Here is a 21,398-nt window from a genome sequence, read left to right as displayed (position 1 = left end):
CTTCTTTGCCTATTGCGCACTGCGGCCCATAGTTAGCAAGTTAAAGCCGCCCATCTACAGCTTCGCGTGGTAGAACATGTTTAACGTCATAGACTACAGACTGCGGCTTACCTAATACGCGTATGCCCTGCTCGCCCATTTTTTTGAATTGCTCGTGTCCAACCGCAAGGATAATGGCATCATAGGTGCCTTGCTCTGGCGTTTGAATTGGCATTAAACCGTATTCGTGCTGTGCTTCTTGTGCATTGACCCATGGGTCATACACATCCACTTGTGTGTTGTAGTCACCCAGCGATGCCACAATATCTACAACCCGTGTATTGCGTAAATCCGGGCAGTTTTCTTTGAATGTTAGGCCAAGTATCAGCACTCGCGCCTGCACAGGGTTAATACCCTTTTGCACCATCAACTTAATCGTTTGGTCTGCTACAAATTGCCCCATGTAGTCATTTGCGCGGCGTCCTGCAAGAATCACCTGAGGGTGATGCCCCACCTGTTGGGCTTTATGCGTTAGGTAATACGGGTCAACGCTAATGCAGTGCCCACCCACAAGTCCGGGCCTAAATGGCAAGAAATTCCACTTGGTACCCGCTGCCTCAAGCACATCCAAAGTATCAATATTTAGCTTATTAAAGAGCACTGCCAAATCATTCATCAGCGCAATATTTAGGTCGCGCTGAGTGTTTTCGATTACCTTAGCGGCTTCCGCCACTTTAATCGTGGGCGCTTTATGCGTACCAGCGGTAATGATGCTGCAGTACAGTGCATCCACGAAATCGGCTGTGGCCGGGGTAGAGCCTGAGGTTACTTTTTTAATGGTGGTAACGCGGTGGGCTTTATCGCCGGGGTTAATGCGCTCTGGGCTGTAGCCTGCGAAGAACTGGTCATTAAACCGCAGCCCGGAAACGCGCTCTAAAATGGGTACGCACACTTCTTCGGTGCAGCCGGGGTACACGGTGGATTCGTAAATCACGGTGTCGCCGGGTTTGAGCACTTTGCCAATGGCTTCGCTGGCCTTTTCGAGCGGGGTTAGGTCTGGGCGTTTTGCGTCGTCGATGGGGGTTGGCACCGTCACGATATAGACATTGCACTGGGCAATGTCTTCAAGCTGGCTGCTAAAGCGGAGTTTTGTCGCTTCTGCGAGTAGTTCAGGCTCTACTTCCAGCGTGCTGTCTTTCCCAGAGTTTAGTTCTGCAATGCGCGCTGCGTTAATGTCAAAGCCTGTGGTGGGGTATTGCTTGCCAAATTCCACGGCCAGCGGCAGACCTACGTAGCCAAGGCCAATCAATGCAATTTTGGTTGAGCTCAAATCAATGGGGTGTGGTGTCATAAGGGCTTCCAAGCACGCTACCGCCCTACGGTTGCATGGGCGTTTCCGTCGGGCCGGGGTTAGGTTGTGGCGGGTTTGCGCTTGGGTTAACGCACAGCCCGCGTTGTTTGCAGCAGTTCGCGTGGCAGCTGCACACGTTGTGCGCTGCCCAGCAGATTCAGTAACACAATGGCGCGGTGTGCACCGCTGGTTTCGGTATAAATGCCTTGCATGCCTTCAAATGCGCCGCCTTGCACGGTGACGCTATCCCCCAGTTGCGGGCCAGTCTCTGGCAAGGCAATGAGGCCGTCGCCGTTGGCATCGTGCTTGAGGTGTTGAATAAGACCATCGGGCACTTCACCCGGCTTGTTGGCAAACCGCACCACCCCTAATGCGCCGCGCGTGGAGCGCACCACCGCAAGGTTTTGCAGGCTGGCATTGGCGCGTAGAAACAGGTAGCGCGGAAAGAGCGGTTCGATTAGGCGTTGGCGCTTGCCAGCACGCAGCACGCTGCGCAAGACGCGTGGCAAAAAACATTCAAACGCTTGCCGCTGCAGGTGTTCTAGCGCCTGCAGCTCTGCGCGGGGCTTGGTGTGGACGCAGTACCAGCGCGCGTCATCAAGCAGGGGTGCGGCAAGGCTCATTCTGCGTCGCCCTTATTTGCCATGATCGGTTCGCGTTCAACTTCTAGCTGTAGCTGCTGAATCTCTGCACGCAGCCGGTCGTATTCTTGCATCTTGCGCGCCAAAAAACGCTGCGTCAGTTTGGCTTTGGCTTCCACGCCATGCGGCGTTAACAGATAGGCATACCCAAGCTTGTTGTGGCTGCGGCTGAAGTTACCGGCTTTGACCCAGCCTTTGTCGATCAGCGCGCGCAGCACGTAGTTGATTTTGCCCAGCGAAACGCCGTATTCCTGCGCCAACGCACGCTGATTGACCTGCGGGGTATCCGCAAGCCTGCGCAAGAGGGCGATGCTGAGGTCGTCTGCTGTTTGGGGCATTGCCGCGCAATGTTCATCCATTGAACGAAGGGCAAACTTTACTGACAGTTAAATGGCTTTGCAAGTTGTAGGGTTTCACTCCCCTGAACGCACAAAGCCCGGCACAGGGCCGGGCTTTGTGGTGACACTTCGCAAGTGGGCTGGATTAGAAATCCATACCACCCATGCCGCCCATACCACCGGCAGGCATTGCAGGCTCGTCCTTCTTCGGCGCTTCGGTCACCATCGCTTCGGTGGTGATCATCAGGCCGGCGATCGACGCAGCGTTTTGCAGCGCGGTGCGGGTGACCTTGGTCGGGTCCAGAATACCGAACTCGATCATGTCGCCGAACTCGCCGTTGGCAGCGTTGTAGCCAAACGCGCCCTTGCCTTCGATCACGCGGTTCAGCACCACGCTGGGCTCATCGCCAGCATTGGTGACGATCTCGCGCAGCGGGGCCTCCATGGCGCGCAGGGCGATCTGAATGCCGTGGTTCTGGTCTTCGTTGATACCCTTCAGCCCTTCAATCGCCGCCTTGGCACGAATCAGCGCCACGCCGCCGCCGGGAACGATACCTTCTTCCACCGCAGCGCGGGTAGCGTGCAGGGCGTCTTCCACGCGGGCTTTCTTTTCCTTCATTTCCACTTCGGTAGCCGCGCCCACCTTGATGACGGCAACGCCGCCGGCCAGCTTGGCCACGCGCTCTTGCAGCTTCTCACGGTCGTAGTCGGAAGAGGTTTCTTCGATCTGCGCCTTGATCTGCTTGATGCGGGCTTCGATACCCGCCGCTTCACCAGCACCGTCGATGATGGTGGTGTTTTCCTTGCTGACCTGAATCTTCTTGGCGCGGCCGAGATCCTTGATGGTGGCCTTCTCCAGCGACAGACCCACTTCTTCGGAGATCACGGTGCCGCCGGTGAGGATGGCCATGTCTTCCAGCATCGCCTTGCGGCGGTCGCCGAAGCCCGGAGCCTTCACCGCGCACACCTTCACGATGCCGCGAATGGTGTTCACCACGAGGGTGGCCAGCGCTTCGCCTTCCACTTCTTCGGCCACGATCAACAGCGGCTTACCGGCCTTGGCAGCGCCTTCCAGCACCGGCAGCAGGTCACGCACGTTGGAGATTTTCTTATCGTGCAGCAGGATGTACGGGTCATCCAGCTCGGCCTGCATCGACTGCTGGTTGTTGACGAAGTACGGGGAGAGATAGCCGCGGTCGAACTGCATGCCTTCCACCACGTCCAGTTCGTTCTCAAGACCCGAACCGTCTTCAACGGTGATCACGCCTTCCTTGCCCACCTTGTCCATCGCTTGTGCGATGAGGTCACCGATGTGCGCATCGGAGTTGGCGGAAATGGTGCCCACCTGGGCGATTTCCTTGGAGGTGGACGACGGCTTGGACAGCTTCTTCAGCTCGCCCACGGCCTCGGTGACGGCCTTGTCGATGCCGCGCTTCAGATCCATCGGGTTCATACCGGCGGCCACGGCCTTCATGCCCTCGCGGATGAACGCCTGCGCCAGCACGGTGGCGGTGGTGGTGCCGTCACCGGCGTTGTCGGAGGTCTTGGAAGCCACTTCCTTGACCATCTGTGCGCCCATGTTTTCGAACTTGTCCGCCAGTTCGATTTCCTTGGCCACGGACACGCCGTCCTTGGTGATGGTGGGGGCACCGAAGCTCTTGTCGAGCACGACGTTGCGGCCCTTCGGGCCCAGAGTTGCCTTTACGGCGTTGGCGAGCACGTTAACGCCGCGCACCATCTTGGAGCGTGCGTCGTCGCCGAAACGAATGTCTTTAGCAGCCATTGCGAAATACCTCAGTAAAATTTGAGTTCAAGTGAGAAAGAAGCGCGGCGATTAACCGAGAACTGCGAATAGGTCGTCTTCTTTCACGACCAGCAGTTCAACGCCGTCCAGCTTCACTTCGGTGCCGCTGTACTTACCAAACAGCACCTTGTCGCCCACCTTCACCTGCGGGGCGCGCACTTGGCCGTTATCCAGCACCTTACCGGTGCCAACGGCGATCACTTCGCCCTTGATCGGCTTTTCTGTGGCCGAGTCCGGGATCACGATCCCACCGGCGGACAGCTTTTCTTCTTCCATACGCTTGATGACCACGCGGTCGTGAAGCGGCTTGATATTGGACATGTGCAACCTCTGCAAATGGTTGATTATTAGGAAATAACCCGGAAATTTTAGCAGCCGAGCAACCCGACTGCCAATACGCGGAATGCAAACATCCCGCTTCCGGGATGCCTTGTAGATGGGGTGGGGTTTTGGGGTTTCAAGGGGGCGGGGCGAAAGTCGAACCGACAACCGCTTAGAATGGCCGCATGACCAAGCTGCTTTCTCGTGTGTGCGGGCTATTGCTGGCACTGACTCTTGCCCTTCCCACCGCCGCTGCCGATATTGAATTGCCGCCGGTTGACTCCGTTTTCGTGTTGTCGGCGCAGGCTACCGCGCGTGACCGCATCGAGGTGCGCTGGAAAATTGCCGATGGCTATTACCTGTACCGCCACCGCACATCGGTAAAAACCGATCCGAACTTTGCCAATGCCGAGCTGGCCTTGCCCAGTGGCGCCAAGCACCACGATGAGTTTTTTGGTGATGTTGAAACCTACCGCAAGCAGCTGATTGGCACACTGACCGGCACGCCAAGCGCCAGTGCTACGGCGGTAAAGCTGACGGTGAAGTACCAAGGCTGTGCCGATGCGGGCGTGTGCTACCCGCCGCAGACCCGCTCGCTCACCGTTGCCCTGCCCGAGGCCACGGCAAGCAGTGGTTTTTCTCTTGATCGAAAATCCGGTGGCCCGCTGTTTGGATTCTCCAGCACCAGCAACAGCAACAGCAACGCGCCTTTACCTGCCGAGCAGGCCTTTGCCAGTGAAGTGATTGCACTGGATGGCAACACCCTGCTGCTGCGCTTAACGCCTGCGCGCGGCTACTACATCTATCGCGACAAGCTTGGCGTGCAGCTCAAGGCCGACGGCTTTTCCGTAACACTGCCCCCCGCCAGCAAGCTACCCAAGGCCACGCCTTATCAAGACGAGCATTTTGGCAAGGTGGCGGTGTATTTCGATCAGGTCGAAATCCCTCTGCCGCTGGCCCGCCGCCATACGCGCGCCGCAAATGGCCAGCTGACGCTGAATTTTCAAGGCTGCCAAGACAACGGCATTTGCTACCCACCAATGACACGCACGCTGGCGGTGGCCATTCCTTCCGGGGCCATCACTGCTGCGCCAACCGCAAGCCAAACGCCCGCCACGGCGCTCACGCGTGCCCCCGCCGCCGTAGCGGGGCCTGCGGCTCTCGAAAACATGCCGACTGCAACCCCCACCATCGACACGCCTGCCGCACCGGCGCGCGAAACGCCACCCACGCAAAAAATCCCCAGTCTCTGGGCGGCACTGCTGCTTGCACTGGGTGGCGGGTTAATTTTGAACCTGATGCCCTGCGTGCTGCCGGTGCTCTCGCTAAAAGCCCTAGGCCTTGCCCAAAGTGGTGAAAGCCGGCAGCGCGCGCGTAAGCACGCGTTGACCTATACCACCGGCGTGCTGCTCTCTATGCTGGCGCTGGGCGGCATTGCGCTGGGCCTGCGCCACGCGGGGCTGGCACTGGGCTGGGGCTTTCAGCTGCAGCAGCCGCTGGTGCTCGCGGTGTTGGCGCTGGTGATGTTTGGGCTTGGCCTGTCCCTCTCGGGGCTGTGGCAGGCCAATCTCGCGCTAGGTACACGTGGCAGTGCGCTGCTGGCAGGCGGTGGGGCGCGCGCCGACTTCTTCACCGGCGTCCTTGCAGTTGTTCTAGCCACCCCCTGCACCGCCCCCTTTATGGGCGCGGCGCTGGCGTATGCCTTCACCGGGCCAATGCTGGGCGCGCTTTTGGTCTTCTTGATGCTGGGGCTTGGGTTGGCGCTGCCGTTCTTGCTGATCGGCTTTATTCCTGCATTCGCGCGTCTGCTGCCCAAACCGGGCGCATGGATGGAGACGTTCAAACAACTGCTGGCCTTTCCCCTGTATGCCACCGCGGCATGGCTGGTGTGGGTGCTGGCTAAGCTGCGGGGCGCCGATGCCACCGGGCTGTGGCTGGCCGCCGCCATTTTGCTTGCGCTTGCCGCATGGGCGTGGGCGCGCCGCCACAATGGTGCATGGCGCTGGCAGGCTGTGGCTGTGCTTGCCCTGCTCAGCATTGCCGCACCGCTGGCCAAACTGCACGCGCTGCCGCGCCCGCAGGCAAAGGCCGCCATCACCGACGCAGCGCATGTGGCGTGGTCGGAACAAGCGCTGGCCGATCTGCGCGCGCAGGGTCGCCCGGTGTTCGTCAACATGACCGCCGACTGGTGCGTGACCTGCAAGGCCAATGAAAAAACCGTGTTCGCCCGCGATGGTTTCAAGCAATCGCTAGAAGCAGCCAATGCGGTGTATATGGTGGGCGACTACACCGACGTGGACCCGGCCATTACCGCTTATCTGCAGGCACATAAAGCCGTGGGCGTGCCGCTGTATGTGGTGTATCCGCGCGGCGGCGGTGAGGGCGAAATTCTGCCGACACTCCTCACCCCCGGCATGGCCGCCGACGCTCTCGCAAGGGCCGCACGCTAATGCCTTCGCACCGCAGTGTCATTCTTGCGGCGATTCTTGCGGCCATTGCAGGTGTTGTGGCGAGTTTGTATTTCGAACCACAGATCGCCTCTCGATTAGCCAGCACCGAGGTTGGCCAGCGCGCGGTGGCCAGTGTGCTCCGCGCGCAAGCACCGTCACCCCCCGCTGGCCTAGCCGTGGCGGTTCCCGGCCAACCACTGCCAGCGCTGCAGCTAAGCGACCTCAAGGGCGCCAGCAACGCAATACCGGCTGCATGGCAGGGGCAAGTGACGTTGGTGAACTTTTGGGCCACTTGGTGCGCCCCTTGTTTGAAAGAAATGCCAGACCTACAAGCCTTCGCTACAACGCAAAAGACCGGCGGCGTGCGCGTTGTTGGCATTGCTCTGGATGAAGCAAACAGCGTTCGCGATTTTCTGCAAACGCATAACATCACCTACCCCATCTTGATCGATGCAGCAGGCCCTAGCGACGCCAGCGTGCGCTACGGTAACCCGGCGGGCGTGTTGCCCTATTCCATTCTGGTGTCCAGCGATGGGCGTTTGCTGAAGTCGCGCATTGGCCCCTTCCTCGACGCACAGGACATTGCGCGCTGGGTGGCGCCCACCGACTAACCCGTCAACACGGGAATATTCAACTGCGCCGCCAGCGCTGCAGGTTCTGCATTTGGTGCATGCGGCAGCACGCCCCAGCAGGGCGCAGGTAGGCGCGCCCGCAGCATGTGCAGATTATCTTCCACACGCGCCATCTCCGGGTCCACATGCGAGCCCACCCAACCGGCCAAGTGCACCCCGTCGGCCACAATGGCACGGGCGCTCAGCAGTGCGTGATTCAAGCAGCCTAAACGCAGCCCCACCACCAGCAACACCGGCAGTTTCAGCGCGCGCACCAGATCCACCTGCATCATTGTGGCCGACAATGGCGCTTCCCAGCCGCCCACCCCTTCCACCACTAACGCATCAGCCTGCTGGGCCAGCGCGGCGTAGGCGCTTAACATGGGCGGCAGCGTGACTTCAATGCCTGCATCACGCGCGGCCAGCTCCGGTGCCAGCGGGTGTTCCAGTGCAAACGGGTTGATCTGCGCATACGCCACGCCCGGCATTCCCGCCGCTTGCAGCGCCTGCGCATCTTCGTTTTCCCAATGATCCTGATGCCATACGCTACCGCTGGCGACTGGCTTCATGCCAACCGCGCGCAAGCCCTGCCCGCGCAGTGCATGCAGCAACGCGCAGCTGGTCAGCGTTTTACCAATGCCGGTATCGGTGCCGGTGATATAGAGCGAAAACATAGGGCGTCCCTGCAAAAATCCGCTGCTATGGTACGCCCGGCACACAGGCGCGCGCATTGCTACACTCTAGGGATGAGCTTTAAGACCCAATCCCTCACCGGCAGCAAGCCGGAGCAATACGCCCAACTGCTTGCGCAAACACAAGCCCTGCTGCACGGCGAACGCGACCGCATTGCCAACGCGGCCAATCTTTCGGCGCTGATTTATCACGCGCTGCCCGATCTCAACTGGGCAGGCTTTTACTTCTTCGACGGCAATGAGCTGGTGGTTGGCCCGTTCCAAGGGTTGCCTGCCTGCGTGCGTATTCCGCTGAATAAAGGCGTGTGCGGCGCGGCGGCCAGCACCCGGCAAACCCAGCGGGTGGAAGACGTGAACGCCTTTCCCGGCCATATCGCCTGCGATTCGGCCAGCCGTTCGGAGCTTGTCGTGCCGCTGTATCAGGGCGACACATTGCTGGGCGTTTTAGACTTGGACAGCCCCATCCCCGCGCGTTTTGATGCCGATGATCAAGCGGGTTTGGAAGCGATTGCCCACGCATTTTTGAGCGCACTGGTGTGAACAGTAAGCTGCGCAATGTAGGCCCCAAATCCGCTGCTTGGCTGCGCCAAGTGGGGCTGCGTTCGGCAGAGGATCTCATCGCCATTGGTGCGGTCGAGGCGTTTATGAAGGTGCGCCGTGCGGGCTTCAAACCCAGCTTGAATTTGCTGTATTCGCTTGAAGGCGCACTGCTTAACTGCCATTGGCAGGACGTTCCAGAAGATCGTCGCAACGCCTTGATTGAAGCCGTTGAAGCCGCCACCGCCCAGCTTCCACCCCCACGTGGCCGCCCCGCTGCGGCGCCGGTGATTGAGCACCATTTTGAAGCAAAAGGCGCACACGACGACACGCCTAGCGGCGCGCCTTATGGCGCGTTGGAATCTCCCTCTGAATGACCCGCGCTACCAGCGCACGCACAACGCGCTACAATGCCCGCGCTTAAGGTGATCTAGCGGCGCAAGCCAATAGATTGAAACGGGAAGCCGGTGACGCAGTGTCTGTACTGCTGCCAGTCCGGCGCTGCCCCCGCAACGGTAAGCGTGACACGTTCGGCACTGGCCACTGTGCTTTGCATGGGAAGGCGCCGAGCGACAACATCACCCGATGTTGGTACGCAAGCCCGGAGACCGGCCTTACGCATGACTGATGGCGATGCGGTGGGCATTGCGCGGCTCTCGGGTTGCGCCTGCGCGCGCCTGCGTCCCGTTCTCCCACTGCCGCGCCGTTGCCCTTCCCCATAGGCACGCCGCGAATGCGTGCCGGAGATTTTGTAATGCACAGCCGCTCCCCCGCACTTCGCCTTACTGCACTGGCGCTCGCGCTTGCCGCACCAAGCTTGGCCTTCGCCCATGGCGAAGACGCCACCGACCTCGATAAGGTCATCGTTACCGCGACCCGTACCGCCACCACCGTCAATGCGGCGCTGGCCGCCGTGGAAGTGATCGACCGTGAACAGATCGAAGCCAGCAGCGCGCGCTCTTTGCCGGAACTGCTGCGCGGCCGCGCGGGGATCACCATCGTCAACCAAGGTGGGCTGGGCAAACTGTCCACGCTGTTTTTGCGCGGCACCGAATCTGATCACACTCTGTTTTTAATCGACGGTGTGCGCGTAGGCTCGCCCACTTCTGGCCTAACGTCGCTGCAAGACATCCCGCTGGCGCAGATCGACCATATTGAAATTGTGCGCGGCCCGCGCTCATCCCTATACGGCGCGGATGCCATCGGCGGCGTGATCCAAATTTTTACCCGCCGTGCTGAAGCAGGCGAAGGCGTGCACGGGCGTGCGCGCATTGCGGCGGGCAGCCATAACCTGCGCGAAGCCTCTGCAGGTATTGATCTGCGCGGCAAGCGCGGCGGCGTGGGCGTGGATGTTGCGCATCAGGCCACCGACGGTGTGAATGCCTGCCTTGGCACTTACAACCCAGCTACTTGGGCCGGCGCCGGTTGCTTTATCGTCCCCGGTACCCACCTAGACCGCGACGGCTACCGCAATAACAGCGCCAATCTTCGCGCTGATTTTGCGCCCAACGAAGCTTGGCAGTTCGACGGCCAAGCCTTCCGCGCCAAAGGCCATAACAACTACGACGGCGACTACAGCGACAACGCCGACATCATTCAGCAAACCGTGGGGGGCAGCGTGCGCTGGTCACCCAGCAAGCAGGTGCAGCTCAAGCTGACCGTTGGCCGCAATACCGACGACTCCGACAACTATCTTGGCAACACGTTCAATAACCGCTTCACCACCACCCGCGACACCGGCAACCTGCAGGGCGATTTCACCGTAGCCCAAGGCCAGGTGCTGAGCGTGGGGTTTGATTGGCTGCGCGACCGCGCCAAGATCATTGACCTATGGTCGCCCTGGGCGGCGGCACGCGGCAACCGCGGCGGCTATGTGCAGTATCAGGGCAATTCCGAGACGCAAGATATTCAAGTCTCTGTGCGCCACGATAACAACGACCAGTTTGGCGGCAGCACCACCGGCGGCATTGCTTGGGGCTGGAACTTTGCCCAAGGCTGGCGCGTGACCGCCAGCCACGCCAGCGCGTTCAAGGCGCCGAGCTTCAATGAGCTGTATTACCCCGGCTTCAGCAACCCGTTGCTGCGCCCGGAAGATTCACGCAGCAGCGAGCTTGCGCTGATCCGCAGTGGCAAGGACTGGCACGTTCAAGCCAACGCCTACCAGACACGCGTCACCAACCTAATCGCTTATGACGCTTCTCTTGGCAAGCCCGGCAATATCGAAAATGCGCGTATTCGTGGCCTTGAGATTACAGGGGAGCTGCAATTAGGCGACTGGACCGCGCGCGGCCAGATCGGCTGGCTGGATGCACGCAACCATAGTGCTGGCTTCAACTACAACAAGCGTCTTGCCCGCCGTCCGCAGCGCAGCGCGCGGATCGACCTCGACCGCGACTTCGGCAACTGGAGCGTGGGTGTATCGGGTATTGGCGAAGCGGCGCGCTGGGACGATGTGGCCAACACCTTGCGCGTGGGCGGTTACGGCACCTTGGATGGCCGCATCGCATGGCGTTTTGCCCAAGCTTGGACGCTGCAAGCCAACATTGTGAACGCCTTCGATAAGCGCTATGAAACCAGCGCGTGGTATGTCCAGCCGGGGCGTGAATACACCCTCAGCCTGCGCTGGCAGCCGAAGTAAATCGTTTTTGGGGAGAATCACCGCAGGGATGCGGGCAGGGAGGCAAGGGACCCGGCAGCGATGCCGGGTCTTTTTTTGCAAAACCCATTATTTAGTATTGCAGAAATAGATAAATCACAATATCTTGTGCTGGTCGGTGCGCGCCGCCTGCGACAGGAGGCGCACTTAAAAGGGAATCTGGTGTAATTCCAGAACTGCCCCGCAGCGGTAAGTGGAAACGAACGGCTTCACATGCACTGGGTCGCAGCACCCGGGAAGCGAAGCCCAGTAGGAGGGTGATCTACCCGCGTCCACAAGTCCGAAGACCTGCCGACACACCGGGCTTCGCTCGGTGCGGGTGGCCACTTCCGCGGGGAAGTGCGTCGCGTTCGGCACGCTGTGCCGGATCGGCGCATTCGCGTAAGTCACACCCCTTGGCCCTGCGCGCGGGAGCAGGTTTTTCGTCAAGCCTTGGGGAATCTCTCCTGCATGTTGCACACCATCATCAAACGCGACGGTAATCGCGAACCGTTTACGCCGTCCAAACTCAACCAGTGGGGCGAATGGGCCGCGCAAACACTTGGCCCGCAAGTGGACTGGCCCTCGGTTGTCCTCGACACCGTATCTGCGCTGCAGGGCGAATGCACCTCACGCCTGCTGCAGCAGCAACTCATCAAGACCTGCCTCGACTTCGACACCTGGTCGTATAACCGCATGGCCGGCCGCCTGTACGCCACACTGGTGCGCAAAGACCTGTACCGCAACCAGCGCCCAACGGTGCAAGCCCTGCACGAAAAATTGATCGCGCTGGGGTACATGGAACCGCTCGAGTACAGCGCCGAAGAATATGCCTTCGCGGAAACGCTGATCGACCACGAACGCGACTTCAGCTACGCGCACTATCAGCTGCACACCCACCTCACCAAATACGCCATTGCCGACCGCGTGGGCGGCGTGTTTTATGAAACACCGCAATTTATCTATATGCGCATGGCGATGGCGCTATCGGTGGACCAGCCGCGCGAGCGCCGCATGCACGACGTTGCGCGCTTCTACGAGCACCTTTCGCTGAACCGCATCAACGCACCCACACCGAACCACGTCAATCTTGGTACCCCCCTGCGCGGCTACGCCAGCTGCTGCCTGTACACCACCGGCGATAGCGCACGCTCCATTGCGGTAGGCAACCATATCGCCAATACCATGACCTATATGAGCGCAGGCATCGGCGCGCATATGGCCACGCGTTCGGTGAATGATCCGGTGCGCGGCGGCGTGATTCGCCACCAAGGCAAGCTGCCCTACTTCCGCGCTTTGGTGGCCGAAGTGAAATCGAATTTGCAAAACGGTCGCGGCGGCGCGTGCACCAGTTACTTCTCCATTTTTGATCCAGAAGTCGATACGTTACTGCGCCTGAAAAACCCCATGTCCACCGAAGATAAAAAAATTCGCGGCATGGATTACTCGTGGGGCGGTAACCGCTTCTTCGCGCGCAAGGTGGCGAAGAACGAGGATATTTTTCTATTCAATATCCATACCGCACCTGACCTTCACGAGGCACTGTACAGCGCCGATGAAGCGCGTTTTGAAGCACTTTATACACGCTACGAACAAGACCCCACCTTCAAAAAAACCACCGTCAACGCGCGCGAGCTGCTAATTACTGCAAGCAACGAGTGGAACGAAACCGGCCGCATTTACGAGCACAACCTGTACGAGATGAACCGGCACACGCCGTTTCTTGACACCATCTACAGCTCGAATTTGTGCGCAGAAATCGCCCTACCTACTGGCCCTTACAACAACATCTTGGAGCTTTACTCAGACAAGGATGTCTCCTTTATTGAATTCGAAGACGGAGCTGGAGCGCGCCACCGCTTCGATGGCGAAACCCTGCTGCACACGCAGCGTGGGCCGCTACACGCTTGTAACTTGCAGGTAGGCGATACCTTTGGCGAAACAGAGGTTACCCGCATCACCCAGCGATCATCGCCCGAAGTGGCTACCTGTAATTTGGCGGGCATTGTTGTATCCAATATCGAATCGGATGCGCAATACGAAGAAGTGGCCTACTACGCGCTGTTGATGATCGATAAGTGCATCCATCTTGCCCACTACGAACTGCCGCACGTTGGCTTTACCTCACGCCAACGCCTCAATGCGGGCGTGGGGATCTTGGGGCTTGCGCACTTGATGGCACGCAAACACCAAAGCTATACCTCCATTTCTGGCAAGCAATTTATCCATCAAACGGCAGAGCGCCATTACTACTACTTGCTCAAGGCCAGCCTGCGCCTGGGTAAAGAGCTCGGTAACGCGCCGTGGATGCACAAAACCCGCTGGCCGCAGGGCTGGTTGCCTATGGATACGGCCAACCCCAACGTGGACAAAGTGGCCGACTTCAAACCGCAATTCGACTGGGAGGCATTGCGCCGCGATATTGTCGCCAATGGCGGCATTCGCAACTCGGTGTTGGTAGCGCATATGCCCACCGAGACCTCGGCCAATGCCTCGGGCACCACCAATGGCCTCTACCCTATTCGCGAACTCACGCTGATCAAAACCGATAACCAGCGCGTGAATTATTGGGCCGCACCCGATGGCGACAGCCTGGGCGATTACTACCAATCGGCTTGGGACATCCCTACCCGCGACATCGTGGAGATGTACGCCATCGTGCAGAAGTGGACCGACCAAGGCATCTCCGCCGACTTCTACCGCCGCGTGGTAGGCGATGCCTGGATTGGCTCATCCGAAATGATCGAGAACTACCTGCAGCGCGTACGGCTTGGGCTGAAGTCCAAGTACTACATGAACCAAAAAACTTCCGATGGGATGCAGACCGCGCGCAAAGCCACACCTGCACCGATCAACGCCCCTCACGACGCCGACGCCGAGTGCGAAGGCTGCTCTCTCTAATTGACAGGCAACGCCATGACCGATTCTGTTTTTAATTACGCCAAAACCGATTACCACGCGCCGCAGCTTTTGTTGGGCGAAAAGCCGGGCCTGTTCGATACCGTCAACCGCCATTACCCAGAAATTTGGCAGCTCTATAAAACCCAAAAATCTCTCGATTGGGACGAAAACGAGTTCGACTATTCCTCGTGCAATGCCGACTTCAAACAGTGCTCACGCGCCACCTTCGACATGATGATCAAAACACTGGCGTGGCAATGGGAGGCCGACAGCGTGGCTTCGCGCGCTATTGCTCCTGTTCTTGCGCCCTTCATCACCTCGTCCGAGCTGTGGGCCGCATGGCAGCGCATTTCCGATAATGAAGTGGTGCACGCCGCCACATACTCGGAGATCGTGCGCAATTCGTTCGACAACCCCAGCGTGATTCTTGATGAAATTTTGCGCGTTGAACAAGCGCACGCACGGCTGGAGCGCGTCGTTAAAGTGTTTGCCGATGGCTATAAAGCCTCGCACCAATACGCATTGGGACAGATTCCGAACGACCAAGCCACCTATAACACCGTGTTCAAAATGGTGGTGGCGCTGCTGTGCATGGAGCGCATTCAATTTATGGCGAGCTTTGCCGTCACTTTCGCCATTTGTGATACCGGCCTGTTTCAACCCATCGGCAAAGCGATCCAAAAAATTGCGCAAGACGAACTAGAAATTCACGTTGAACTAGACCGTGCGGTGATCCGCCGCGAGCTTTCCACCGAGCGCGGCAAGCGCGCTTATGCCGAATGCAAAGACGACATCGCCGCGATGATCGAAGAAGTAGTGGATAGCGAATTACGCTGGATCGACTACCTCTTTTCGGAAGGGCGCGAACTGGTGGGCATGACCGCCGACCGGCTCGGCGCGTGGACGCTGTTCTGCGCACATGATGTTTATCAGACGCTAGGCATCAGTACCGACAAGTACGACTTCCCGGCCACCAATCCGCTTCGCTTTATGGAGAAGTGGCTCAACATCAGCAAGACCCAAGCCTCACCGCAGGAACAAGACATTGCCGCGTACAAGGTGGGCGTGATGCGCCGCACCGACGAAGACGTGGTTTTTGATGTGGATTTCTAACCCATTGCTGCAACGATAAGGAGAGCACCTTCGATGAAAATCATCATTTACGGAAAAGATAATTGCATCAACTGCGACAAAACCAAATTGCTATGCCAAATGCAGTCGCTCGATTACCAATACCACACCGTGGGTAGCGATATCAGCATTGAGCAGCTGTGGAACAAAGTGGGGCAAACCGTGCGCTCGCTGCCGCAGATTTTTTTAGACCGTAACGGCAGCGCCGAATATGTCGGCGGTTACGACGACCTGCGCTTAGCACTCAGTGGCGCACGCGCCTGAGTGAGCAGCACAATCTGCGGCAGGTGCAGCTTGCCGCAGAGCGTGTCACTATGCACTGCCTGAAGAGGCAAAAGCAGACGATGCAGAACACCGATGACACCCTGCGCAAACTGGCGCAGAAGGCCGCGTTACAAGCGTATGCGCCGCATTCCAAATTACGCGTGGGTGCGGCGCTGCGCTCGGCCAGTGGAAACGTTTATACAGGTTGTAATGTGGAGAACGCATCCTATCCGCTGGGCAACTGCGCCGAACGCAACGCCATCGCCACCGCAGTGCAGGCCGAAGGCCCAGCGTTCAAACTCAGCGCTATTGCAGTTGCTGCATTTTCTGAAAGCGGTGCACTGCTGCCCATTACGCCCTGCGGTGGCTGCAGGCAGGCGTTAGTGGAATTTGGTGAAGACGCGCTCGTGAGCTTTCAGCAACCCAATGGCGAATGGCTGGACGTGCGCGCCGCCGAACTACTGCCCTATCGCTTTAGCTTCCCTACTTAAACAGCCGCGCCCAGCCAGCGCCACGCGGAAACAGGGGCTGGCGCTGTCTCACCCAATGTAAACGCAGCCAACACACGCGCGCAGGCTTGCTCGGCTGCGGCCTGCGTACGCGCGTGCACCACCGCGAGCGGCGCGCCGCGTTCGCACCACTGGCCGCGCTGTGCAACATCGGCCAAGCCCACCGCGTGGTCGATTGCCGCGTTTGGTACGCGCCTACCGCCTCCTAACTCCACCACACATTCACCCAGTGCGCGCACATCGATTGTCTGCACAAAACCGTCCGTCGGCGCCTGCACTGTAATCTGCAGCGGTGCTCGCGCTAGGTGGGCGTCGGGCTGCTCCAATACATCGCAAGGCCCGCCCAGTGCCGCCACCATACGCGCAAAGCGTTCGGCAGCCGCGCCGCTGCTGAGCGCTGCTTCCAGTGTGCCTTGTGCCGCTGTATCGCTATCGGCCAGCCCGCCTAACACCAGCAGCCGCGCCGCCTGTGCCAGCACCAGCGCGCGCAGACGCGGGCAATGTGGCCGCCCACACAATAGGTCAATAATCCCGCGTACTTCCAAGGCGTTTCCTGCGGTGCGCCCCAACACCTGCCCCATATCGCTCAGCATCACCGCCAGTGGCAGGCCGCCATTGCTGGCCACGGCTTGCATGTGCTGTGCGAGCGCCTCGGCATCGGCCTCTCTCGGCGTCTGCGCGCCGCTGCCGGTTTTAATATCCAGCACCAAGGCCTGTGCGCCACCGGCTAATTTTTTGGACAGAATCGAAGCCACGATGAGTTCTGGCACATCCACGGTTGCAGTGACATCGCGCACCGCATACAAGCGCCGGTCTGCGGGCACCAAATCGGCACTTTGCCCCACAATTGCGCAGCCCACATCCCGTATTATTTTTTGTAGCTGCGCAGGGGCTGGGTTGACGTTATAACCTGCCAAACTCTCAAGCTTATCGAGGGTACCTCCGGTGTGCCCCAAGCCGCGCCCTGAGATCATTGGCACATACGCCCCACACGCCGCCAAGAGCGGCGCCAGCGCCAAACTCACGCAATCCCCTACTCCGCCCGTTGAGTGCTTATCCAGCACCGGCCCTGGTATGTCTTGCCAAGACAGCACACGCCCCGAGTCGCGCAGGGCAAAGGTGAAATCGCTGCATTCTTGCGCATCTAACCCACGCAGCGCCACCGCCATCGCAAATGCGCCGATCTGGCCTTCGCTCCAGGTCTCATTTGCGATGCCGCTTGCTAAGGCATGCCACTGCGCAGCGCTCAGCGCTCGCCCTTCACGCTTGCTGCGAATTAACGCGACTGCTGGCCACTGTTCCATCGCGAAGACTTCCTGCATCAACAAGCCACTAGCCTAGGCCGCTGATTCAGCCTAAGCATTGACCCAGCGCAAGATTTCAGCGCGCGGGGTTCGCCTCGCCGTGTACCAGCAGCAAAAAGCTCGCCGCGCTCCAGCTAAAGTTGCGTGCTTGATAGCCGTTTCCAGTCAGTGGGTCGTAGTTTTCATAAATCGGCCCTTGCTTGGTTAGCCCTTGCGCCTTGGTCACCAAGCGCAGTGCCAGCGTATCGGCCGCTTGTGCAAACCCGTATCGGCGGAGCGCTTCTACACCGTAATAGGCTTGATCCATCCACACAGGGCCGCGCCAATAGCCTTTGACGGGTGAAAATTCCGGCGCTTTTTGTGTCAGCGTTGGAAACGGCATAAGGCTGGCAAATGCATCGGGCCGCAGCATGCGCTGGATCACCGAATTGGCCTGCTCATCCGTGGCTGCCCCCGCCCAAAGTGGTGTCCAACCGTCCGAACCAAAGACGCGTATCAGCTGCCCCGTGGCTAAAGAACGGTCAAAGAACCAGCCATTTTTTGCATCATAAAAGCGCGCCTGAATGTGCGCTTTCAGCGTATTGGCTTCATCGTGCCAGCGCAGCGCGTCTTGCCCCTTGCCTAAGGCGTCGGCCATCTCTCCCAGCTCTAATTTTTCACGATACAAATACGCATTGAGATCGGCCGAAGCTTGATCTAACGACCACGCACCGGGGCCGTTTTGCAGCATCTTGGCGTGATCAAAACGTACCGCGTTATCCATCCCGCTTTCCCATGCCGCAGCAATACGCGTGCCATCTGTCGAACCATATTCGACAAGGCCATCGCCATCGTGATCGCGCTGCGCATACCACCAGCGGTGATAGCGCACCAGCTTGGGATACATCTCCGCAAGAAACGCTGCGTCATGCGTTGCGCGATACACCGTCAATATCGCCCAGCTCGCCAGTGGCGGCTTGCTATCGCGTGCGTTGTTCTCTTTAGCATCAAGAAAAATGCAGTCGATCACCATGCCGTCTTCGCGCTGGTAATCGAACATGCTGCGAATTTGGTCACGCGCCAGTTCAGGCGCAAACCCCGCCAAGGCAACCGCGTGTTTCCAAGAATCCCACGCCCAAAAACCGTTGAAGCCGGGATAAGAATAGGCAGGAATTACTCCATCATGATGCAAATCCCCGCGCGCCGCGCGCCAATTGCCAATCAGCGTCATGATCGACTTAAGCGCAACGTGTTGTGCAGCGTCTGCAGGCAAGCCCGCCATCTGTGCTGCTTGGGCATAACCCACATACCCGGCCCAACGCGCTTGGTTTTCTGCCCACGCCTGTGCCACATCAAGCGCTGGAACGACTTCATGCCGAACGTCATAGCGCAGGCTTTGCACCAACGAAAGCAAAACGGGCTTATCTGGCTGCAGCTGTATCGGCTGCGTCAGTGTCCACTGCTCGCTGGCATCTTGATGCTGTGCTTTCGTATCACCCGCAGTGCTTGTCAGCCACGTGCTGAGTTCGGATTGCGTTTCCAAAAATCGGCGACGTACCGCGCCTTGGCCAACGTTAACTCGCGCCTCTTGCGTGGGTAATAGATGATTACTAACCCGCAGCACCAGCTTGCGCGAAGCAGTAGATTCCAACTCGATTCTCACCACGGCTTGCCACGCGTCGGCGAAGAACAGCGTTTGCCGCAAGCGCAGACCGGGGGCGGCAAACTCACGCCGCAAATACCCCGGCCCGGATTCACTGGCAATCACATCTAGCGCGATTGCTGCGCCATTACGCGCATCGCGCAATTCGATTTGTGCAAACCGATCCCCCACCCAGCGCCCACCGTGCAGGCTGTGCACAAATGGACCCACAAAACCCGTTTGTGCATCCTCTTGGGGCGGCAGGCTGTACCCATGCCACGCGCCCGCATCGAAAAAAATATTGAAACTGCGGTCTTTGGTATCACTGGGGCTGCCGCGATAATCCAAAATGTCACGCGGCATGTGTTGTGCCCATGCCGCAGGCAGCGGTGCAAACACAGTGGCCAGCATGACTAGCGCAACCGCGAATCGATGCATTTTTATTGTTACCACGCTTACTCCACCGTCACCGACTTCGCCAAATTACGCGGTTTATCCACATCGGTGCCACGTGCCAAGGCAACGTGATACGACAGCAGTTGCACCGGGATCGCGTGCACAATCGGCGACAAAATGCCCACATGGCGCGGAGTGCGGATCACATACACGCCTTCTGATTCGCTAAAGCTGCTGTCGGCATCAGCGAACACAAACATCTGCCCACCACGTGCGCGTACTTCTTGGATATTGGACTTCACTTTTTCTAACAGCGCGTCATTGGGTGCAATCACCACCACCGGCATCGCCTCATCCACAAGGGCCAACGGGCCGTGCTTGAGTTCACCTGCCGGGTAGCCTTCCGCGTGGATATAGGAAATCTCTTTCAGTTTGAGCGCGCCTTCCAATGCAATTGGGTAGTGCATGCCGCGTCCCAAGAACAGCGCATGCTGGCGCGGTGCAAACTTTTCTGCCCACGCCACGATCTGCGGCTCCAAGTTCAGCGCATGCTGCACGCTGCCCGGTAGATGGCGCAATTCTTCTAGCAGCGCTGCTTCGCGCTCTGTGCTCACCTGTCCACGTACACGCGCCAACGTAACCGCTAGGGTAAAGAGCGCCACCAGCTGCGTGGTAAAGGCTTTGGTTGAGGCCACACCAATTTCCGCGCCCGCGCGCGTTAAAAATACCAACTTACTGGCGCGCGGAATGGCACTCTCTGGTACGTTGCAGATCGATAGCGTCTTGTCTTGCCCAAGCGACTTGGCGTATTTCAGCGCCTCCATCGTGTCCAGCGTTTCACCCGACTGCGAAATAGTGACGATCAGCTGCTTGGGGTTCGCCACCACTTTGCGGTAGCGGTACTCGCTGGCGATATCCACCGCGCAGGGAATGCCCGCAAGCTCTTCGATCCAGTAGCGCGCAGTGAGACCGGCGTAATAACTCGTTCCGCAAGCCAGAATTTGCACCGCTTCGATATCGGCCAATACGTGTTCTGCATCCGCACCGAACAGCGACGCCTTGAAGCCAGCGGCCGCAACAATGCCTTCTAAAGTGTCGGAAATTGCACGCGGCTGCTCGTGAATTTCTTTCTGCATGAAGTGGCTGTACGGCCCCAGCTCCAGCGACGCAAGCGAAACATCCGACATATGGATCTCGCGCACCACAGGCGCATTGTGCGTATCAAACACTTGCACAGACGCGCAGCTGATTTCGGCAGTATCGCCTTCCTCAAGGAACATCACCTTGCGCGTTGCGCTGACAATGGCAGACACATCCGAGGCCACGAAGTTTTCGTTCTCACCCACACCAATTAGCAGCGGGCAGCCCATGCGCGCCACCACCAAGGTATTCGGGTCGCGCTTGTCGATCACCGCCAGCGCATACGCGCCGTGCAGTTCTTTTACCGCCGCCTGCAGCGCCGCTAACAAGCTGCCGCCTTGGGCGCGGTGATGGTGGATCAAATGCGCCACTACTTCGGTATCGGTCTGCGAGGTGAATACATAGCCCAGCGCCTGCAGCCGCGCACGCTGCTCTTCGTGGTTTTCGATGATGCCGTTATGCACCAGCGCCAGTGTGTCGTGGCTGATATGCGGGTGGGCGTTCGATTCGGTCACGCCACCGTGGGTGGCCCAGCGGGTATGGCCAATGCCCAGCGTGGCACTGAAGTGCTCGGCCTGCGCCGCCGCTTCCATTTCGGCCACGCGCCCGGTACGCCGCACGCGGCGCACTTCGCCATTGCTGACGACCGCAATCCCGGCCGAATCGTAGCCACGGTATTCCAGACGCTTCAGCCCTTCCACCAACACCGGCACCACATCGCGCTGGGCAATCGCCCCAACAATTCCACACATACCGCCACCGCTCCTTGAACT

The 21,398-nt window shown here is 59.1% G+C and carries 18 protein-coding genes and 2 riboswitches; of the genes, 9 read left to right on the top strand and 9 right to left on the bottom strand.

The window, feature by feature from the left end:
* Window positions 1-40: 40 nt before the first annotated feature.
* The 5 genes from tviB to groES form a co-directional block, all read right to left on the bottom strand.
* On the bottom strand, window positions 41-1,330 hold the full coding sequence (gene tviB, locus KUL77_RS03405; protein ID WP_297143661.1) for a Vi polysaccharide biosynthesis UDP-N-acetylglucosamine C-6 dehydrogenase TviB: 1,290 nt from the start codon (window positions 1,328-1,330) through the stop codon (window positions 41-43).
* 86 nt (window positions 1,331-1,416) lie between these two features.
* Window positions 1,417-1,953 carry a transcription termination/antitermination NusG family protein gene (locus KUL77_RS03400; protein WP_297143659.1) on the bottom strand — a complete coding sequence of 179 codons (537 nt, stop codon included), beginning with the start codon at window positions 1,951-1,953 and terminating at the stop codon, window positions 1,417-1,419.
* Entirely contained in the window at window positions 1,950-2,309 is a 360-nt protein-coding gene (locus KUL77_RS03395) for a MarR family EPS-associated transcriptional regulator (protein WP_297143656.1), read from the bottom strand. Before KUL77_RS03395 ends, KUL77_RS03400 begins: the two co-directional genes overlap by 4 nt.
* 145 nt (window positions 2,310-2,454) lie before the next feature.
* Window positions 2,455-4,092, bottom strand: a complete 1,638-nt coding sequence (gene groL / locus KUL77_RS03390) for a chaperonin GroEL (RefSeq protein ID WP_297143653.1) — start codon at window positions 4,090-4,092, stop codon at window positions 2,455-2,457.
* A 51-nt stretch (window positions 4,093-4,143) separates the two neighbouring features.
* Window positions 4,144-4,434, bottom strand: a complete 291-nt coding sequence (gene groES, locus KUL77_RS03385) for a co-chaperone GroES (protein WP_297143650.1) — start codon at window positions 4,432-4,434, stop codon at window positions 4,144-4,146.
* A 185-nt stretch (window positions 4,435-4,619) separates the two neighbouring features.
* Here groES and KUL77_RS03380 point away from each other — a divergent pair, with 185 nt between their 5' ends.
* Window positions 4,620-6,884 carry a protein-disulfide reductase DsbD gene (locus tag KUL77_RS03380; protein WP_297143647.1) on the top strand — a complete coding sequence of 755 codons (2,265 nt, stop codon included), beginning with the start codon at window positions 4,620-4,622 and terminating at the stop codon, window positions 6,882-6,884.
* Complete coding sequence (locus KUL77_RS03375; RefSeq protein WP_297143644.1) at window positions 6,884-7,495, top strand: TlpA disulfide reductase family protein; 612 nt, start codon at window positions 6,884-6,886, stop codon at window positions 7,493-7,495. Before KUL77_RS03380 ends, KUL77_RS03375 begins: the two co-directional genes overlap by 1 nt.
* Here the strand turns inward: KUL77_RS03375 and bioD are convergent.
* Window positions 7,492-8,169 carry a dethiobiotin synthase gene (gene bioD, locus KUL77_RS03370; protein WP_297143642.1) on the bottom strand — a complete coding sequence of 226 codons (678 nt, stop codon included), beginning with the start codon at window positions 8,167-8,169 and terminating at the stop codon, window positions 7,492-7,494. The genes KUL77_RS03375 and bioD overlap by 4 nt on opposite strands.
* 72 nt (window positions 8,170-8,241) lie before the next feature.
* On the opposite strand from bioD, the gene KUL77_RS03365 reads away from it, so the two are divergent.
* The 7 genes from KUL77_RS03365 to KUL77_RS03335 all read left to right on the top strand — a co-directional run bounded on the left by KUL77_RS03365 (window position 8,242) and on the right by KUL77_RS03335 (window position 16,146).
* Window positions 8,242-8,727, top strand: coding sequence for a GAF domain-containing protein (locus KUL77_RS03365; protein WP_297143639.1), 486 nt, complete (start codon window positions 8,242-8,244; stop codon window positions 8,725-8,727).
* Window positions 8,724-9,101: a TfoX/Sxy family protein gene (locus KUL77_RS03360; protein WP_297143636.1), complete on the top strand. Its 378-nt coding sequence runs from the start codon at window positions 8,724-8,726 to the stop codon at window positions 9,099-9,101. Before KUL77_RS03365 ends, KUL77_RS03360 begins: the two co-directional genes overlap by 4 nt.
* A gap of 29 nt (window positions 9,102-9,130) precedes the next feature.
* Window positions 9,131-9,356, top strand: a riboswitch (cobalamin riboswitch).
* A 122-nt stretch (window positions 9,357-9,478) separates the two neighbouring features.
* A complete protein-coding gene (locus KUL77_RS03355; RefSeq protein WP_297143633.1) occupies window positions 9,479-11,362 on the top strand; it encodes a TonB-dependent receptor in 1,884 nt (627 codons plus the stop codon).
* A 117-nt stretch (window positions 11,363-11,479) separates the two neighbouring features.
* A riboswitch (cobalamin riboswitch) is annotated at window positions 11,480-11,691 on the top strand.
* A gap of 139 nt (window positions 11,692-11,830) precedes the next feature.
* Window positions 11,831-14,260: a ribonucleoside-diphosphate reductase subunit alpha gene (locus tag KUL77_RS03350; protein ID WP_297143631.1), complete on the top strand. Its 2,430-nt coding sequence runs from the start codon at window positions 11,831-11,833 to the stop codon at window positions 14,258-14,260.
* Window positions 14,261-14,275: 15 nt separating this feature from the next.
* On the top strand, window positions 14,276-15,373 hold the full coding sequence (locus KUL77_RS03345) for a ribonucleotide-diphosphate reductase subunit beta (RefSeq protein WP_297143628.1): 1,098 nt from the start codon (window positions 14,276-14,278) through the stop codon (window positions 15,371-15,373).
* Window positions 15,374-15,406: 33 nt separating this feature from the next.
* A complete protein-coding gene (locus KUL77_RS03340) occupies window positions 15,407-15,655 on the top strand; it encodes a glutaredoxin domain-containing protein (RefSeq protein WP_297143625.1) in 249 nt (82 codons plus the stop codon).
* A gap of 50 nt (window positions 15,656-15,705) precedes the next feature.
* Window positions 15,706-16,146 carry a cytidine deaminase gene (locus KUL77_RS03335; protein WP_343231529.1) on the top strand — a complete coding sequence of 147 codons (441 nt, stop codon included), beginning with the start codon at window positions 15,706-15,708 and terminating at the stop codon, window positions 16,144-16,146.
* Here KUL77_RS03335 and KUL77_RS03330 read toward each other — a convergent pair.
* The 3 genes from KUL77_RS03330 to glmS are packed head-to-tail and all read right to left on the bottom strand — an operon-like array spanning window position 16,143 to window position 21,377.
* Window positions 16,143-17,486: a thymidine phosphorylase gene (locus KUL77_RS03330; RefSeq protein WP_297143619.1), complete on the bottom strand. Its 1,344-nt coding sequence runs from the start codon at window positions 17,484-17,486 to the stop codon at window positions 16,143-16,145. The two genes, KUL77_RS03335 and KUL77_RS03330, sit on opposite strands and share 4 nt — an antisense overlap.
* Window positions 17,487-17,544: 58 nt before the next feature.
* The gene (locus KUL77_RS03325) at window positions 17,545-19,527 is read right to left on the bottom strand and encodes a trehalase family glycosidase (RefSeq protein WP_297143616.1); all 1,983 of its coding nucleotides are present in this window, start codon (window positions 19,525-19,527) and stop codon (window positions 17,545-17,547) included.
* Window positions 19,528-19,544: 17 nt separating this feature from the next.
* Window positions 19,545-21,377, bottom strand: a complete 1,833-nt coding sequence (gene glmS / locus KUL77_RS03320) for a glutamine--fructose-6-phosphate transaminase (isomerizing) (protein WP_297143663.1) — start codon at window positions 21,375-21,377, stop codon at window positions 19,545-19,547.
* Window positions 21,378-21,398 lie beyond the last annotated feature (21 nt).

This window comes from Thermomonas sp. (assembly GCF_019104945.1).
Taxonomy (GTDB): Bacteria; Pseudomonadota; Gammaproteobacteria; order Xanthomonadales; family Xanthomonadaceae; genus Thermomonas.
This window is presented reverse-complemented; position numbering and strand designations above follow the sequence as displayed.

Excerpts from the sequence above, each read along its gene's own strand:
- tviB (WP_297143661.1), bottom strand. The coding sequence starts at position 1,330 with ATGACACCACACCCCATTGATTTGAGCTCAACCAAAATTGCATTGATT.
- KUL77_RS03400 (WP_297143659.1), bottom strand. The coding sequence starts at position 1,953 with ATGAGCCTTGCCGCACCCCTGCTTGATGACGCGCGCTGGTACTGCGTC.
- KUL77_RS03395 (WP_297143656.1), bottom strand. The coding sequence starts at position 2,309 with ATGCCCCAAACAGCAGACGACCTCAGCATCGCCCTCTTGCGCAGGCTT.
- groL (WP_297143653.1), bottom strand. The coding sequence starts at position 4,092 with ATGGCTGCTAAAGACATTCGTTTCGGCGACGACGCACGCTCCAAGATG.
- groES (WP_297143650.1), bottom strand. The coding sequence starts at position 4,434 with ATGTCCAATATCAAGCCGCTTCACGACCGCGTGGTCATCAAGCGTATG.
- KUL77_RS03380 (WP_297143647.1), top strand. The coding sequence starts at position 4,620 with ATGACCAAGCTGCTTTCTCGTGTGTGCGGGCTATTGCTGGCACTGACT.
- KUL77_RS03375 (WP_297143644.1), top strand. The coding sequence starts at position 6,884 with ATGCCTTCGCACCGCAGTGTCATTCTTGCGGCGATTCTTGCGGCCATT.
- bioD (WP_297143642.1), bottom strand. The coding sequence starts at position 8,169 with ATGTTTTCGCTCTATATCACCGGCACCGATACCGGCATTGGTAAAACG.
- KUL77_RS03365 (WP_297143639.1), top strand. The coding sequence starts at position 8,242 with ATGAGCTTTAAGACCCAATCCCTCACCGGCAGCAAGCCGGAGCAATAC.
- KUL77_RS03355 (WP_297143633.1), top strand. The coding sequence starts at position 9,479 with ATGCACAGCCGCTCCCCCGCACTTCGCCTTACTGCACTGGCGCTCGCG.
- KUL77_RS03350 (WP_297143631.1), top strand. The coding sequence starts at position 11,831 with ATGTTGCACACCATCATCAAACGCGACGGTAATCGCGAACCGTTTACG.
- KUL77_RS03345 (WP_297143628.1), top strand. The coding sequence starts at position 14,276 with ATGACCGATTCTGTTTTTAATTACGCCAAAACCGATTACCACGCGCCG.
- KUL77_RS03340 (WP_297143625.1), top strand. The coding sequence starts at position 15,407 with ATGAAAATCATCATTTACGGAAAAGATAATTGCATCAACTGCGACAAA.
- KUL77_RS03335 (WP_343231529.1), top strand. The coding sequence starts at position 15,706 with ATGCACTGCCTGAAGAGGCAAAAGCAGACGATGCAGAACACCGATGAC.
- KUL77_RS03330 (WP_297143619.1), bottom strand. The coding sequence starts at position 17,486 with ATGCAGGAAGTCTTCGCGATGGAACAGTGGCCAGCAGTCGCGTTAATT.
- KUL77_RS03325 (WP_297143616.1), bottom strand. The coding sequence starts at position 19,527 with ATGCATCGATTCGCGGTTGCGCTAGTCATGCTGGCCACTGTGTTTGCA.
- glmS (WP_297143663.1), bottom strand. The coding sequence starts at position 21,377 with ATGTGTGGAATTGTTGGGGCGATTGCCCAGCGCGATGTGGTGCCGGTG.